At 47.0% G+C, this 14762-nt stretch carries 16 protein-coding genes and 1 pseudogene; 2 read left to right on the top strand and 15 right to left on the bottom strand.

Annotated features, from left to right (window positions below; all coding sequences use genetic code 11):
- Positions 1–295: pseudogene (locus ULO1_RS15285) on the bottom strand (IS200/IS605 family accessory protein TnpB-related protein); the annotation flags it as partial.
- Positions 296–433: 138 nt separating this feature from the next.
- The gene (locus ULO1_RS13385) at positions 434–910 is read right to left on the bottom strand and encodes a 4Fe-4S dicluster domain-containing protein (RefSeq protein ID WP_079907413.1); all 477 of its coding nucleotides are present in this window, start codon (positions 908–910) and stop codon (positions 434–436) included.
- A 115-nt stretch (positions 911–1025) separates the two neighbouring features.
- On the opposite strand from ULO1_RS13385, the gene ULO1_RS13380 reads away from it, so the two are divergent.
- Complete coding sequence (locus ULO1_RS13380; RefSeq protein ID WP_159071887.1) at positions 1026–1661, top strand: L,D-transpeptidase family protein; 636 nt, start codon at positions 1026–1028, stop codon at positions 1659–1661.
- On the opposite strand, the gene ULO1_RS13375 is transcribed toward ULO1_RS13380, so the two are convergent.
- Together ULO1_RS13375 and ULO1_RS13370 are read right to left on the bottom strand one after the other, a co-directional pair.
- The gene (locus ULO1_RS13375; protein WP_078666157.1) at positions 1647–2567 is read right to left on the bottom strand and encodes a lipopolysaccharide assembly protein LapB; all 921 of its coding nucleotides are present in this window, start codon (positions 2565–2567) and stop codon (positions 1647–1649) included. The genes ULO1_RS13380 and ULO1_RS13375 overlap by 15 nt on opposite strands.
- Positions 2568–2654: 87 nt before the next feature.
- Positions 2655–3254 (bottom strand): TatD family nuclease-associated radical SAM protein, encoded by a 600-nt coding sequence (locus ULO1_RS13370; RefSeq protein ID WP_242946650.1) that lies wholly within the window; start codon positions 3252–3254, stop codon positions 2655–2657.
- A gap of 80 nt (positions 3255–3334) precedes the next feature.
- Between ULO1_RS13370 and ULO1_RS13365 the strand changes: the two genes are divergently transcribed.
- Positions 3335–3700, top strand: coding sequence for a TIGR04086 family membrane protein (locus tag ULO1_RS13365; protein WP_159071888.1), 366 nt, complete (start codon positions 3335–3337; stop codon positions 3698–3700).
- Here ULO1_RS13365 and ULO1_RS14850 read toward each other — a convergent pair.
- From ULO1_RS14850 to ULO1_RS13315, 11 genes are all read right to left on the bottom strand, one after another.
- Positions 3669–3812 (bottom strand): hypothetical protein, encoded by a 144-nt coding sequence (locus ULO1_RS14850; RefSeq protein ID WP_159071889.1) that lies wholly within the window; start codon positions 3810–3812, stop codon positions 3669–3671. The genes ULO1_RS13365 and ULO1_RS14850 overlap by 32 nt on opposite strands.
- Before the next feature lie 44 nt (positions 3813–3856).
- Positions 3857–4702, bottom strand: a complete 846-nt coding sequence (locus tag ULO1_RS13360; protein ID WP_079907410.1) for an FAD/NAD(P)-binding protein — start codon at positions 4700–4702, stop codon at positions 3857–3859.
- Between the two features lie 3 nt (positions 4703–4705).
- Positions 4706–5728 (bottom strand): 4Fe-4S dicluster domain-containing protein, encoded by a 1023-nt coding sequence (locus tag ULO1_RS13355; RefSeq protein ID WP_079933751.1) that lies wholly within the window; start codon positions 5726–5728, stop codon positions 4706–4708.
- Between the two features lie 16 nt (positions 5729–5744).
- On the bottom strand, positions 5745–6701 hold the full coding sequence (locus ULO1_RS13350; RefSeq protein ID WP_078666152.1) for a 4Fe-4S dicluster domain-containing protein: 957 nt from the start codon (positions 6699–6701) through the stop codon (positions 5745–5747).
- Positions 6698–7132 carry a hydrogenase iron-sulfur subunit gene (locus tag ULO1_RS13345; protein ID WP_159071890.1) on the bottom strand — a complete coding sequence of 145 codons (435 nt, stop codon included), beginning with the start codon at positions 7130–7132 and terminating at the stop codon, positions 6698–6700. Before ULO1_RS13345 ends, ULO1_RS13350 begins: the two co-directional genes overlap by 4 nt.
- Positions 7123–9105, bottom strand: a complete 1983-nt coding sequence (locus tag ULO1_RS13340) for a CoB--CoM heterodisulfide reductase iron-sulfur subunit A family protein (RefSeq protein WP_078666151.1) — start codon at positions 9103–9105, stop codon at positions 7123–7125. Before ULO1_RS13340 ends, ULO1_RS13345 begins: the two co-directional genes overlap by 10 nt.
- A gap of 25 nt (positions 9106–9130) precedes the next feature.
- Positions 9131–9988 carry a CoB--CoM heterodisulfide reductase iron-sulfur subunit B family protein gene (locus tag ULO1_RS13335; protein ID WP_079907403.1) on the bottom strand — a complete coding sequence of 286 codons (858 nt, stop codon included), beginning with the start codon at positions 9986–9988 and terminating at the stop codon, positions 9131–9133.
- Positions 9988–10563 carry a 4Fe-4S dicluster domain-containing protein gene (locus tag ULO1_RS13330; protein ID WP_078666149.1) on the bottom strand — a complete coding sequence of 192 codons (576 nt, stop codon included), beginning with the start codon at positions 10561–10563 and terminating at the stop codon, positions 9988–9990. The genes ULO1_RS13335 and ULO1_RS13330 overlap by 1 nt, the downstream gene beginning before the upstream one ends.
- Positions 10564–10902: 339 nt before the next feature.
- The gene (gene pssA, locus ULO1_RS13325; RefSeq protein WP_078666148.1) at positions 10903–11412 is read right to left on the bottom strand and encodes a CDP-diacylglycerol--serine O-phosphatidyltransferase; all 510 of its coding nucleotides are present in this window, start codon (positions 11410–11412) and stop codon (positions 10903–10905) included.
- Positions 11405–12046, bottom strand: a complete 642-nt coding sequence (locus ULO1_RS13320; RefSeq protein WP_079907399.1) for a phosphatidylserine decarboxylase family protein — start codon at positions 12044–12046, stop codon at positions 11405–11407. The genes pssA and ULO1_RS13320 overlap by 8 nt, the downstream gene beginning before the upstream one ends.
- A 25-nt stretch (positions 12047–12071) precedes the next feature.
- Positions 12072–14759, bottom strand: coding sequence for a helicase C-terminal domain-containing protein (locus ULO1_RS13315; RefSeq protein WP_079933750.1), 2688 nt, complete (start codon positions 14757–14759; stop codon positions 12072–12074).
- Between the last annotated feature and the right edge of the window lie 3 nt (positions 14760–14762).

The raw sequence follows: 14762 nt of genomic DNA, 5'->3' as shown, positions 1-14762 counted from the left end.
GCAGTTCTGTTTGGGAGTCCAGCAGGGCCTGTGCTTTAAGTCTGGCATCATCCGTATAGCGGGAGTTCAGCCCGAAAAGTTCTTGTCCTGACTTCTTGATTTCATGGCGGGAAGTACCTTCCAGGAGCCGGTTAAAGGCCCACCGCATACAGGCACAGAAGAGACGCATCTCCGTAGTCAGCGGGTCTTCTTCGCCCCGGCTCCACTTCGAAGACCGGTGAGCCGGGTAAATCTCCGGAAAAAACTCCCCGCACACAGTTATGCTAAATTTGTTCTTCTCGTGTTTCTCTGGCATTCCTGAACAGCTCCCCGAAACCCTGCCGGACTTTGCTGCTTCTCCAATGGATAATAGTTCCATACTTTTAATGTAGCAAAACAGTTAAATACAATCAATTATAGTATAGTTTTCTGAAGCTGCTGCTTACCTCCCTCTCTAGATTAAATTTTTGGCATAATTTTTTCTTATTGCAGCAGCAAACTCTTCCCCTTCCTCATAAACAAGAGCCTGAGTAGGACATGCCTGAACACAGGATGGCTTGCCTGTATCATGACAGAGGTCGCACTTAACTGCCTTCCCCTCAGCCTCTGTCAACATGACTCCGTAGGGACAGCTCATAATGCACATCCAGCAACTGACACAGCGTTCCCGTTTTAGTTGTACACTCCCATCCCCAGCGCGGTAGATAGCACCGGTCATACAGGCCAGTAAACAGGGCGCATCATCACAATGACGGCACTGTAAAGGCATGGCACCCTGGCTGGTTTTTTCCACCTGTACCCTGTTAACCGGTTTTTCCCCATTCAATATAGTAAGAAATAAATTTTTCTGCTGGCTATGGGCAACAGCACAGGCCAGTTCGCAGCTATGGCAGGACAGGCATTTCTCAGCTCTAACCATAACTTTTTTCATTTCTCCTTCACCTCCTTTTCTCTTTCTCTCGCCTAATTGGTAATTACTATATTTTATGTAAAATCCCTGCCGAATAAAAAAATTTTTTGGCGTTAAAATATTAGGGGTGATGGGAATGCGCAAAGCAATATTATATGTGTTAATTTTTCTTTTCTTTCCTTTTTCCCCAGCAATTGCCTCCAACCAAAATACCTGGTTATTAATCGATCTTAATAATCGTACTATTACAGCTCTGCAAGGTAACCAGCCCCTTGTTCAATTTCCGGTAGCCATAGGCAAAAAAAATTCGCCTACCCCGATCGGCAACTGGAAAGTAATACATAAATCTGCCAACTGGGGTAACGGTTTTGGCAGCAGGTTCCTGGGATTAGATGTTCCCTGGGGTAAATATGGCATTCATGGCACCAACAAGCCCTGGTCCATTGGTCAGCGGGCTTCAGCCGGTTGTATTAGAATGAAAAACCAGGATATTGAGCGTTTATATCCACTGGTAAAAACAGGTACACCAGTGGTCATTATCGGCAATCCTTTTGCTTCCTGGAGCTGGCGACCTCTTTTTCGGGACTTAAAAGGTGCTGATGTAGTCCTAGTTCAGGAACGCCTTTCTGCTCTGGGATTTTATCAAGGAAATGCTGACGGTATTTTTGGTTACAGTACCGAGCTTGCAGTGAAAAACTGGCAAAAAACAAGAAAAGTTGAAATTACCGGTCAAATCCATGCCACAGATTATCAGGCCTTAGGTTTTAGATAAGAGATTTAAATATCTTTTGCTGGCCTGATGGAAAGGCATCAATTCCAGAGCTTTTGCAAATGCTGTTTTTGCTTCCGCATTTTTTTTACCCTTATACAAAACCCGACCTAGATAATACCAGTTTATACCATTATCTTTTTCCAGCTCTACTGCTTTTCGTAACGGCTCTTCCGCTTCCTGCCAGCGTCCTGTACGCCATAAGGCCAAACCCCAGTTGCGCCAGTATATGCCCAGATTAGGGGCAAGCTCTACTGCCTGGCGATGGGCAGTTTCCGCTTGCTGTCCATACCCTAATTGCCATAACCATTTTGCCAGTTTGTCATATAAATGAGGTAAACGCGGATTAAGCCTGATTGCCTCTTTAACTTTGGCGACAGCTTCCCTGATTTCCCCTATACCAGCATAAGCTAATGCCAGCTGATACCAGCCAAATTCGATCTCCGGTTTTAAAGCAGTAACCCGAGTCAAAGGAGCAATAGCTTCCTCATATCTACCCAGGAGATTTAAACATTTTCCCAGCCAGAGCAAAGCCTTTATATGTGCTCCTTCTATAGCCAGCACCTTCTGAAAATAATTTACCGCTTCCGTCCAATTACCGGAATCGGCTTCCACTACTCCCAGGCGAAACAATGCCTGCAAATAATAAGGGTTTATTTTGATCGCCTTTTGCCAGTAGTTTTTAGCGAGATCCAGTTGCTGTTGTTGCCAGGCAATATAACCCAGACCATAATAGGCAAAATAAAGGTTGTCATCCAGTTTTAACGCAGTTTCATAAGCATGCTTGGCTTCTTCATAAATTTTCAGCCTGGTGCTAACATAACCCAGGCGCAAGAGGGTCCAGACATCCTTGGGGTTTTTGCTCAAAACAACCAGGTAGTTCTCCCTTTCCTCTTCCAGGGTCAACATATTGTCCCTCCTTTCCCTACCAAAAAATCTATGCTTGTTCACAGGTAAATATGCAAAATCGCCCTGCCAGCCGACAGGGCGATTTTTTCAAGCAAACTCGGGATAATAATGTCTGATTCGCAATTCCACACCCAGGGTTTCCGCAATTTTATGACAGGCCCCGATATCTACTGTTCCATCATCCACTACCGTCAAGATTACTCTGGGAAGATGTTTGCGGCATTCTGCTGCAAACTCCAGTAAAGCGGAATATGCCTCTTTACCATACACAGAATGGCATTTAGCCTGATACTTTTCCGCATTTTCCGCATTGAGGCTGATAGAAACCACATCTACCAACCCTACCAAATCCGGTACAATATTGCGCCGGTGAATAAGATTAGCCTGTCCATTGGTGTTAATGCGGATGGACTTCACCTGCTGTTGCCTTAGATAAGCTGCTACTTCCTTTACTACCTCCAGACGCACTAAAGGCTCACCATAGCCGCAAAATACCACCTCATCGAATTGCTTTAAATCAGCCGGCAAGTCAGCAATGATTTCCCTGGCCAAAGGTTCTCTTTCCAGCCATAAGCTTTTCTCCCCAGGTCCCTGAGTAGTATTGCGAATGCAAAAATCACAGCGATTGGTACAGGCATTGGTAATATTTAAATAAAGGCTGTTACCCAGCTGATAATTGGTAATCACCGGCATACCTCCTTCATTATTGCCAAGCAGTTATATATTCCTGTTCCATGCATAAATTTTTTAGCAGGGAGGTGAAAAGGATGGATGAAACTTTAAACTGGCGTGCAATCACTGTTGCCTCAATAATCTCTATTCTTTCCTTGTTGATATTTACAGTCGTGCTGGCTCTTGCCCTTAAGTTTACATCCCTTCCAGAAACGTATATTGACTATTTCGTAGTTCTTTTTCTAGCCGGTTCTGCCTTTTCTGGTAGCTGGTATCTCGGTAATAGGGTGGAACACCGTATATTATATCATACCTTGTTGCTAAGTGTATTTTTCATCCTGTTTTTACTGGCCATCGGTATAGTTTTTTACGGGTCCGCAATGACCATCTCTGCCTGGGTAGGCAACATAGCTGCCATTTTAGTCGGTTCTATTGCAGGCGCATTAACAGGTGCACGCTGATCAGCACTAATCCTGAAATCAAGTAAACCAGACCGAAAAGCACCCGGCTTTTTTTCTTTTGTTTTCTTTTCCCCATGCTAGCTCTGTTTTGCCTGACAAATGCTAATGCCATAATAAGCACCCCCTCACTCCATTGTATGGAGGAGGGGGTATTTTTTAAAACTCATTGGGCATTTGTTTGAGCTGAGCCAGGGTAAATACAGGTCCGTCAACACAAACAAATTTATGACCGATGTTACAACGCCCGCATTTTCCGATTCCGCATTTCATTTTTAATTCCAGGGTTGTTACTACCTGTTCCTCTGTATAGCCCATTTTTTCCAGGGCCTGTAACACGAATTTGATCATGATCGGAGGTCCGCAAGTAATTGCGATTTTGTTCTGGGAACTGGGATTAAGTTCTTCCAGATAAGCCGGCACAAAAGCCACCTTGCCGTCCCAGCCTTCTTCCGGCCGGTCGATAGTTACATAGACCTGACAATCCTTGGCTTTAGGCCAGCGATCGAAGAGATCATACTTAAAACAGAGGTCGGCTTTTGACCGTGCCCCATAAATAATTTCCACTTTACCATAGTCTTTTCTGTTTTCATCTGCCAGTACGAAATCAATCAGGGATCGCAAAGGCGCCAGCCCGATACCACCACCGATAAAAAGCAGGTCCTTCCCTTTCATCATTTCATAGGGGAAATGGTTTCCATAGGGACCCCTTACCCCGATTTTTGATCCTTCTTCTAACTGGTGAATAACAGAAGTTAAGCGACCCACCTTTTTGATAGAAAATTCCAGAAATCCCTTTCTGGTAGGGGAGCTGGTAATGGAAATCGTGGCTTCCCCGGTTCCGATCACTGACAGCTGGGCTACCTGACCTGGCAAGTTACCAAAATTATCTAAAACCTGGGGATCATCAAAAACCACCTGAAAGGTTTTAACATCCGGTGTTTCATCAATAATTTTAGTTATGGTGGCTATATGGGGTTGCAAAGGATTTGCGCTCTTGCACATTCTTTATTTCACACCCTTTACATCGGAGATAATACGAGTAATGTCCATGTTAACCGGACACTTACTCAGGCATCGGCCACAGCCCACGCAACCCGGCAGATTATAACGATCATTATGGTATTTCAATTTATGCAGGAAACGGTTTCTGACCCGTTCCTTTTTCGTGGGTCGAGGGTTGTGCCCCCCAGCCATGCAGGTAAAATCAGCAAACATACAGGAATCCCAGCAGCGGAACCTTTCCCCTTCATAACCATGGGAAACATGGTCAACGATATCAAAACAATGACAGGTAGGGCAAACATAAGTACAGGCACCGCAGCCCAGACACTTAGGGGCAATCTCTTCCCAGTAGGGATGCTCAAACATCTCATCCAGCTTTTCCTTGACACCGGCAACATCTACAGGCCGTTGCTTGGCCAGAAGCTTTTCAGCTTTTTCGGCCTTTTTAGACTGGGCATCTGTACCGGCAGCTGTAAAAAGGGAAGACTGACTTTCCACCAGTTCGCGCCCCAGTTCAGTTAGAACTTCGACCAGGTAACCATCACCCAGCCAGGTCAGGTGCAAATCTGCCCCTTCCCCGTTAACAGGGGAGTTGCCATAGGCAGCGCAAAAGCAATTGTGATTAACCTCTTCACAGCTGACACCGATAATAACTGTATTATCCCTTTTATCACGATAATAGACATCATTGAATTTTTCGCCGATGAAAACCGGATCCAGCAATTTCAAGCTCATAATATCACAGGGACGCATGCCGACAATCACTCTGGGCCCAATACCCGGTGCCTGCTCAATTTCCCAATCACCAGCGGCATTGAATTTAAACATGGTCTCGGTCTGGGGAAAGAAGAAATCCTTGGGAGGAACTACGGAATTGCTGCCCCGCAAAGTGATCTTCTGTCCATTTTGCCAGGGCTTAAATAATACTATCCCCTCTTCCTCCACAGGTGCAATTACCTGATACTTTTGCCCCAGCCCAGCCAGAAATTGGTCCAGTTTAGCTTCCGATAGAAACCTGTTTTCCATCAACAACCACCTCATATTAGTGGAATTCATCCGGATCAGCGGCCCGATAGGCCCCTAACACCGGTGCAGTATCATCAATCCCGGGCGTGGGCACACTAAACAATTCTTTAATATCTTTTAAGACTTTACGGTTAAGTAAGCGCAATGGGATATCCATAGGACATACCCGGTCGCATTCACCGCAGTCCACACAACGACCTGCCACATGCATTGCCCTGGTCAGCTGGAACATGTGATTTTCCGATGCATTTACCCCTTTCCCCAGCCAGTTGGGTTCAGCCTGATCAAAACAACACTGACGACAGTTGCAAGCCGGACAAACATTACGGCAGGCATAGCAACGGATGCATTTTTCAAATTGCTTATCCCAGAAAGCAGCCTTTTCCGCCGGACTCATGGCCTCATATCGGGCAATTTCCTCATAGGCAGGAGTTTTACCTGCTGGAGGCTCGGGCCCGATAAATTTATGGCTAAGTACTGGCCTGGGAGTTTCACATTCCTTACACTTATCCATTAAGTAGTCAGTTTTTTTAAGGCTGAACTGGCCGCGATCGGTCACAAGTACTACTTCTTCCCCTTTTAGTTCAACCCGCTCCAATTTAGCCAGGGGATCGATCTGAGCCAGAACTTTTCTGCTATCCAGCTGTCCAGGACAGCTTACTCCGATTACCATCAAACGCTCAGCCGGAAACTGTTTATCCTGCAACAAGCGCACTATGGCTCTGGAGTCACAACCTTTGGCAATAATCCCGATTTTCCCTTCCCCAAGCTGATAATCCAGCAAATATTTAGCCAGATTATTGATGGCGAAGGGAGAAAAGGTAAGACGTTGAACCTGATCCGCCGACTTCACAAACAGCGGAGTGGTCCGGGTAGGATCAGAGCCATTCTCATAACCGATAACCAGTTTGACCTCGCCATCCGCAAGCAGACGAGCCACTTCTGCCCGCAGCTCTTCTACCAGTTTGATCATCTGTCATCCCTCATCTTCCTGTTGGGACCAAGAGCCCTGATCTGTTCAGACATTTCTTTGATGGTATCAGCCCACTTCTGCCCCTCTGAGCCGGAAATCCAGCGGGCTTTAAACCGCCCCGGCTCCAGTCCCACGTATTCTAACAATCTTTTCATAATCAAATAGCGCCGACGGGTAAAGTAATTGCCACTAGCATAGTGGCAGTCACCGGGATGTCAACCGGCTACCAGCACACCGTCAGCCCCGCGCTGAAAGGCTCGAATGACAAACTGGGGATTAACCCGACCAGAACAGGGTACCCGAACTACTCTAATCGTAGCAGGATACTGAAAACGGCTGACACCGGCTGAATCGGCACCGGCATAGCTACACCAGTTACAGGCAAAACCTACAATTTTGGGTTCCCAGTCCTGCTTATTTTCTAACGACATGCTGCATCCACCTCCGCCAAGAGCTGTTCATTGGAGAATCCTTTCAGGTTCAGTGCACCAGAACGACAAGCAACAGTACAAGCCCCACAGCCCTGGCATAGTCCGGAATTAACGGCAGCGATAACTCTTTCAACCATGCCATGGTGGCCTCTTTCAGTGATGGTACGCGCTTCAATGGCTTTATACGGACAAACCGGCTGGCACAACATACAACCCGAACAAAGGGCCGGATTGACTTCTGATACCCGCGGGTTGGTTGCCAGCTGGTCTTTGGCCAGCAGAGTGATAACCTTGGCCGCAGCTGCACTGGCCTGAGAAACGGTGTCAGGAACATCTTTGGGCCCCTGGCAGCAACCAGCCAGAAATACCCCGGCAGTATTGGTTTCTACTGGGCGCAGCTTGGGATGGGCTTCAGTAAAGAATCCATCTTTATCAGTGGAAAAGCCCACAATTTGTGCAATTTTATCAGAACCAGCCGAGGGAACCATCGCTGTGGCCAAAACCACCATATCTGCTTCTACTTCTACCTGTTTGCCCAGCAGGGTATCCTCCCCTCTAACTACCAGCTTGTCACCTTTTGGATAAATTTTCGATACCCGACCTCTCAGATACTGGGCTCCTGCTTGCACTGCTCGCTGATAAAACTCTTCATATGCCTTCCCCGGAGTCCTTACATCCATATAAAATACATAGGCTTCTGAATTAGGTATTTTTTCCAATACCTGCATGGCGTGTTTGGCTGTATACATACAGCAGGCTCTGGAACAATAGGACTTACCTTTGGTATCATCCCGGGAACCAACACACTTGATAAAAACCACTTTTTCCGGCACTTTGCCATCAGAGGGGCGCTTGATTTTTCCACCAGTAGGACCGGATGCATTGGCCAGGCGTTCAAAATGCAAACCGGTAATTACATCCGGATACTGGCCATAACCGTATTCCCCATAAGTCTGAGTCCAATCAAAGAGGTCAAAACCAGTAGCCATGACAATGGCACCAAATTTTTCGGTAAGGATCTGGTCCTGGTCATCATACTTGATAGCCCCGGTAGGACATACCTTGGCACAGACGCCACACTTGTTTTCCTTCAGCTTGCGACAGCTGTTAGGATCTATCACCGGCTTATTGGGGACCGCCTGCGGGAAAGGTTTATAAATTGCCGGTCTTTTACCCAGTCCCAGGTTATATTCACTGCTAACTTTGGTAGGACATTTGGTTTCACAGAGGCCACAACCAGTACACTTTGTCATGTCAACATAACGGGCCTTCTGCCTGATTTTGACTTCAAAGTTGCCAATATAGCCGTTTACTTCTTCTACTTCAGCATAAGTCAATAATTTAATGTTAGGATGTTGCGCCGCAACAACCATCTTGGGTGTGCTTATTCAGGCAGAGCAGTCTAAGGTCGGAAAGGTCTTATCCAGCATGGCCATCTTCCCGCCAATGGTAGCTTCCCGTTCTACCAGATAAACTTCATAGCCAGCATCAGCAATATCAATTGCTGCCTGGATACCGGCAATTCCACCACCGATAACCAGGGCCCGTTTAGTAATACCTATGTAATCTTCCTTCAGGGGCTGCAGACGAACGGTCTTAGCCACTGCTTTCCTTACCAGATCAATCGCCTTAACAGTAGCTTTTTCCGGTTCCTGTGCATGTACCCAGGAACAATGTTCCCTCACATTGGCCATTTCCAGCAAATAAGGGTTTAACCCCGCTTTTTCCAGTGCCTTCTGGAAGGTTTGCTCATGCATCCGCGGGGAACAGGACGCCACTACCACTCTGTCCAGTTTATGTTCCTTAATAGCCCTGATAATCGCCTCTTGCCCCGGCTCAGAACAGCAATACTTGTTTTCTTCCACATGAGCAACAGTAGGCATTTTTTTGACTTCTTCAGCTACTCGACTGACATCAACCACAGCGGCGATGTTAGTTCCGCAATGGCATAAAAACACTCCAGTGCGTTTCATAGGCATCGCTCCTGATCATTAATTTTTAGAAAGAAACTAACAATGGCTGAGGATCAATAAAATGTTTGCGTAAAGGTATCTGGCTTTTGCTGACACCCAGTGCCAGTGCCATCAGTTCAGTTAGATAGAACACCGGTAAATTAAAACTGGTATTGTAATGTTTATTGATCTGGCTCTGTCTCATGTCCAGGTTGGGCTGGCAGAGAGGGCATGGTGTCACCAGACAGTTCGCCCCTGCTGCCTCAGCCGCCGCCAGAATGTCCTTACCCAGACGTAAAACCACTTCGGTATTGGTAAGTACCAGGGAACCGCCACAGCATTCAGTTTTGAAAGGCCAGTCCACAGTTTCTGCTCCCAGGGTGCGCAGAATATTGTCCATTAACATTGGGTTTTCCGGATCATCAACATGGGCGATCTTGGGCGGCTTGACCAAATAACAGCCATAATAACAGGCCACCTTTAAACCAACCAGAGGTTTAACAGCCGCTTTGCGAATCTGTTCCAGACCTATCTGGTTAAAAACATCAAGAATGGATAATACCTTGACCTTGCCCTGCCAGGGGCGCTGGATGAGCTTTTCTACCCTGGCCCTGGTTTCCGGTTGCTCCCGCATTTCATAATCAGCTGTCACTAACCGCTGGTAACAGGCTGCACAAGGTGCCACTACATCCTTGCCCTGTTCTTCTGCCAGAGCTAGATTGCGGGCCGGTACGGCTATACCGGCTAAATGATTGACACTATGGGCTGAGCTGGCCCCACAACAGTTCCAGTCGGGAATTTCGGTTAAGGATACACCCAGTTTCTGGCAAACAGCTCTGGTAGTCTGTTCATATTCAGCAGCTACTGAATGCAGGGAACAGCCTGGATAATATGCAAATTCCATTAGCTATGTCCCTCCGTTCTTTTAGCCTCGGCTATAATCCGGGCCACTTCTTTCGCACCTTTGATGCGGTGGGGCAACAAATTCAGCTTGCCTTTGCTGATCATCGGCCAGCCCAGATCAGCATCCTTAAATAAATTCCTGGTTTTAAGGTTCAGACCAATAACCAGGCCCAGCTCATATACTCGACCAAAGCGGCTGATGGAATCCAGGAACAAATTGTGGAATATAGCTTCTGCCTTGCTCCCTGCCAGCACTCCTTCTCGCTGAGCAATGATGCGCAGAGTATCCATGATTTTTGCCAAATCCACATCACGCGGGCAACGGGTAGTACAGGTGGAACAAGTAGCACACATCCAGATGGTCCGGGAAGACAATACCTCATCCTTCATACCTAATAGCACCATCCGAATGATACGGTTTGGACGTATGTCCATATCGGCCGCTACCGGACAGCCAGCCGAACATTTTCCACATTGATAACATTGACGCAGGTTTTCGCCACTTTCCTCCATAACCTGCCGGGCAAAATCTCGGTTGGCCGCTATTAAATCGGTGATATTTACCACATCCTCCATCGTCCACTCTCCTTTCATCAGATATGTGCGAAATTTCTGGTAATAACCAGGTCACCTCCCTACCACGGCAAGTGAAGAGTGGTGCTAATAGGCCAACACAACCATGCATGTTAAATTTATATTCAACGTTTTACCGCCAATTCCTGCCGATAAATAAAAATTTTCTGACTAATTCAGAAAAAAATAACAGCCTCCAATGAGGCTGTTATCAATTACTGAAACAGCTTGAGCAACAGATTTCGGAGAAACCCCGGCAAGGGGATGAATAACACGCGCATATTTTTCACCCCTTCGCAACAATCACTACTTTATACTATGCGCCAAGGGGGTTTTACAACACTAATATTTTGGAACTTTAATGTTACTGACCATTAAAAAAGACAAAACAACCATCACTACCGGATAAACATAGGGGTGCAAATAGTGTCCAGCCAGGATTAACAAGGCAACCAGACTGCCAGCAGCAGTAATTGGTACCCCGACAAAATATCCCGTTATATTTAAAATGTTAAACCGGGCCAGCCGGATCGCTCCACACAGAGAAAAAACAATGGCAATAATCATTCCAACACTGGACCAAACATATAAAACTTTGCTGTATGCCAGTAAAGCCGGCGCTACCCCAAAACTTACCAGGTCACACAGAGAATCCAATTCTTTGCCGAAAGCCGAGGTAGCCTCCAGCCTGCGAGCCAACCGCCCATCCATGCCATCTAATACCATAGCACCTAAGATCATTATCGCTGCCAGCTGCCATTCCTTATTCTGGGTATAAATAAGAGATAGAACTCCCAGTAACAAATTGGCAAGGGTAAAAATACTGGGTATGGCCTTGGTTGTCTTATGCATCCTTTATCCTCCCTACCGCTGTAATGCCCCCAACTACTTTATCCCCTGGTTTTACCAGTACTTCGCAACTGGCTGGAAAATAAATCTCTGTACAGGAGCCAAACTTGATCAGACCATAAATTTCCCCTTTTGCCACCTTATCACCGGTTTTAACCCAGCTGACAATGGTACGGGCAATTAGTCCGGAAATCTGCACTACTAGCACCCTGAAATTGTTATTTTCAATGCCGATGAAGTTCTTTTCATTGAGTTTGGCAGCTTCCGGCTTATAAGCTGGCAGCATCTGACCCTTTTCAAAAGCAGTATACGCAATAGTACCGGCAATGGGACAGCGATTGAGATGAACATTGAAAACTGAAAGAAAGATACTGACCCTGATGGCTTTTCCGTTGAGAAAACGCTTTTCATCCACTTCTTCTACAACCATAACTCGTCCATCAGCTGGTGATAAAATCAGCTCCGGATCGGTTGGAATCTGACGTTTGGGGTTGCGAAAGAAAAAAGCAATGTAAAGAAACAGGGTCAAAGGCACCAGAGCGGCCCAGAAGGACCAGAAAGCAACTAACACTGTGATGATCCCCAAAAAAATCAGGTAGGGAAAAGCTTCCCTGGCAATCGGATACGGTTGTCGCATGTAACATATTACCCCCTGTTTGATTTTATGTTAAATATTGTAGCATTTTTCTTGCTTCCAGCCAAGTTTTTGCCTTTAAACCGATTTCCCGGGGATGGGCCCATTCAACATTTACCTCTGGCAAGCTGTTGAGAAATTCCCGGCCATAGCTTTTGTTTTTTAATCTGGGATCCAGAATTACTACCAGGCCCCAGTCCTCTGCCGTTCTAATGAGACGGCCAAACCCCTGTTTAAACTGAATGATAGCTCTGGGCAAAGATACTCTGGTAAAAGGATTTTTTCCGGCCTGGCGGCATAATTCCATTTTAGCCTGCACCGGAGGATAGGTGGGCACAGCAAAGGGCAGTTTCATAATTACCACCATTCGCAACAGGTCACCGGGGAGATCTACGCCCTCCCAGAAACTCTGGGTGCCAAAGAGAACTGCACCATCAATACTCTTAAACTCCTGAATCAAACGGCCTCGGCTGCCATCCCGGCCATGTAACAGCAATTTTCGCCCCATCTGTAACATAGGCTCTGCGATCAGATCAGCCACTGTATTCAAATGTTTATAAGAAGTGAAAAGGGCCAGTACTCTTTCCTCGGAATGGGATAACAACTGCAGTAACATGGCGGCCTGATATTCAGCCAGCCTGTCTTCTTCCCGCCCGGGATCAGGTCCTTCTGCTACACCCAGGAGCAGGGCCTGATTTCTATAATCAAAGGGACTGGATAAAACAATTTCCTTGTAATCAGAGGCTCTTAACCCGATGCTTTCGGCATAGTAGTGATTCTTTCCTGCTATGGAAAGGGTAGCGGAACAAAAAATCACTGATTTTTTTCGGCTCCAAAGCTGCTCCTGCAATATCGGCCCTACTTCCACAGGGACAGCACAGATATTGCCATCTTCAATCCAGTAAACCCAGTTGGAAAAAGGTTGTTGTAACCAAATTTCCAGAGTTTCAACCAGTTCCTGCCCCTGATTGACTCTTCCTCCCAATTCAGAAAGCAAACTCTCAGCGATAAGCCCCTCCTGATTCCAGGCCCTTGCCTGAGAGACCAGCTTGTTCAAGCTATCCACTAACATTTTCAGCTTCAATAAATAATTGTCTCCTACCACTTCCGGTAATCTTTCCCCGCTGGCAATGAATTCCCAAAACTCCTTTTCCCGGCTCTCCACTTCCTGGCTAAGGCTTTTTACTGGCAGGAGCTCCTCTTTAATTTCCCTTAATGGTAAGCTCTCCAGTACACCCAGAGGCCCCTGTCCACCAAAAGGCCGTCGCCAGAGGCCAGTCCGCCATCTCCTAAAGTCGATTTCACCCAGGCGCAGTCCTAGATGGCGCTGGGCTACTTCTTCCAGATTATGGGCTTCATCAATGATTAAATAATCATATCCAGGCAAAACTTTGTCTTCCAGTTTCAAATCAGTACAGAGGAGTGAATGGTTTGTAACCAGCAGCTGGGCCTTCTGGGCTGCCAGCCGGTTGGTTTGCACCCAGCAGCATTTCTGCCAGGGACAGGCATTGCCCAGACAAATATCCCTTTCCGCCTTGAGTAAATCCCATTTGCTGCGGTCAGGACCATGTAACCTGAGTTCAGCCTCATCGCCGGTTTTAGTGATATGCAGCCACCAGGCCAGGCGGCCAGCCAAAGTCCAGGTTTCCTGATCCCAGCTCTCACTGCCATCTACCAGTTCCCACCAGCGTCGCCAGCATAAATAATTACTCCGGCCTTTAAGAGGCAATATTTTTAGTCCAGGAAAAATTTGTTGTAGAACTGGCCCATCCTTTTCCAGCAGCTGTTCCTGCAAAGCCAGGGTATTGGTACTGATCACTACTCTGGCTCCTTCTCTAATTGCTATCTTTGCCGCAGGTAATAGATAGGCCAGGGACTTGCCAGTACCGGTTCCTGCCTCTGCCACCAAATGTCGTTCATTGGCTAATGCCGTAAAAATAGCTTCAGCCAGTTCAATTTGCTGGGCTCTACTCTCCCACTGATTAAACACCCTGGCCAGGGGCCCACCTGTTGCAAAAATCTCTGCTATCGTCAACCCGGAATCGGTAACTGCGCTGTCAGCGTACTGTAACCGCTGGCCCGCAGTTAACCATTCCATGGTGGGTGGCAGCTGAGCAAATCCGGCTTTTAGAGCTGCTTCAGCTGTCTCTCTGATCAGTTTGCCCAGGGACCAGGCTGGATTGGCCCATTTGGCTACCATGGTAAGCCAGGGTAGTGGTCGCTGTTCCACTTCCGCTTGCATTAAGAGAAAGAGTTGCCCGGCCAATTCCGCATCCCAGCGGGCCCGGTGCCTTTCTCCGAGTTTTAGCCCCAGAAAGCTGGCCACAGCAGCCAGGGAATAAGAAGACAAACCGGGATACAACAGGCGGGCCAATTGACAGGTATCAAAAAAATGGCCCGCATAAATACCGCGGGCACGCAGGAAGCCCAGATCAAACTCTACATTATGGCCAACCACAGGCAATTCCCCAATTTTATCCCGTACCAGATCCGCTATTTCCTCCCAGCACGGTGCCCGCTGCAAATCCTGCGAAGAAATACCGGTTAACCGGGTAATTTCCCTGGGAACAGGATGTTTAGCACAAACCAGAGTCTCCCAGCTCTCTACCAGTTCTCCTTCTTCAAACCGACAGATGCTGATCTCAATGATCTCATCAATCGCCGGTGAAACTCCTGTTGTTTCAATATCAATAGCAACAAAATTCTTAATCCCCAAAGC

The sequence above is a fragment of the Carboxydocella sp. ULO1 genome, from assembly GCF_002049255.1.
Lineage (GTDB): Bacteria > Bacillota.
The sequence above is the reverse complement of the archived record's forward strand: the minus strand, read 5'-3'. Positions and strand labels throughout refer to the sequence as shown.

Excerpts from the sequence above, each read along its gene's own strand:
- ULO1_RS13385 (WP_079907413.1), bottom strand. The coding sequence starts at position 910 with ATGAAAAAAGTTATGGTTAGAGCTGAGAAATGCCTGTCCTGCCATAGC.
- ULO1_RS13380 (WP_159071887.1), top strand. The coding sequence starts at position 1,026 with ATGCGCAAAGCAATATTATATGTGTTAATTTTTCTTTTCTTTCCTTTT.
- ULO1_RS13375 (WP_078666157.1), bottom strand. The coding sequence starts at position 2,567 with ATGTTGACCCTGGAAGAGGAAAGGGAGAACTACCTGGTTGTTTTGAGC.
- ULO1_RS13365 (WP_159071888.1), top strand. The coding sequence starts at position 3,335 with ATGGATGAAACTTTAAACTGGCGTGCAATCACTGTTGCCTCAATAATC.
- ULO1_RS14850 (WP_159071889.1), bottom strand. The coding sequence starts at position 3,812 with ATGGCATTAGCATTTGTCAGGCAAAACAGAGCTAGCATGGGGAAAAGA.
- ULO1_RS13360 (WP_079907410.1), bottom strand. The coding sequence starts at position 4,702 with ATGTGCAAGAGCGCAAATCCTTTGCAACCCCATATAGCCACCATAACT.
- ULO1_RS13355 (WP_079933751.1), bottom strand. The coding sequence starts at position 5,728 with ATGGAAAACAGGTTTCTATCGGAAGCTAAACTGGACCAATTTCTGGCT.
- ULO1_RS13350 (WP_078666152.1), bottom strand. The coding sequence starts at position 6,701 with ATGATCAAACTGGTAGAAGAGCTGCGGGCAGAAGTGGCTCGTCTGCTT.
- ULO1_RS13335 (WP_079907403.1), bottom strand. The coding sequence starts at position 9,988 with ATGGAATTTGCATATTATCCAGGCTGTTCCCTGCATTCAGTAGCTGCT.
- ULO1_RS13330 (WP_078666149.1), bottom strand. The coding sequence starts at position 10,563 with ATGGAGGATGTGGTAAATATCACCGATTTAATAGCGGCCAACCGAGAT.
- pssA (WP_078666148.1), bottom strand. The coding sequence starts at position 11,412 with ATGCATAAGACAACCAAGGCCATACCCAGTATTTTTACCCTTGCCAAT.
- ULO1_RS13320 (WP_079907399.1), bottom strand. The coding sequence starts at position 12,046 with ATGCGACAACCGTATCCGATTGCCAGGGAAGCTTTTCCCTACCTGATT.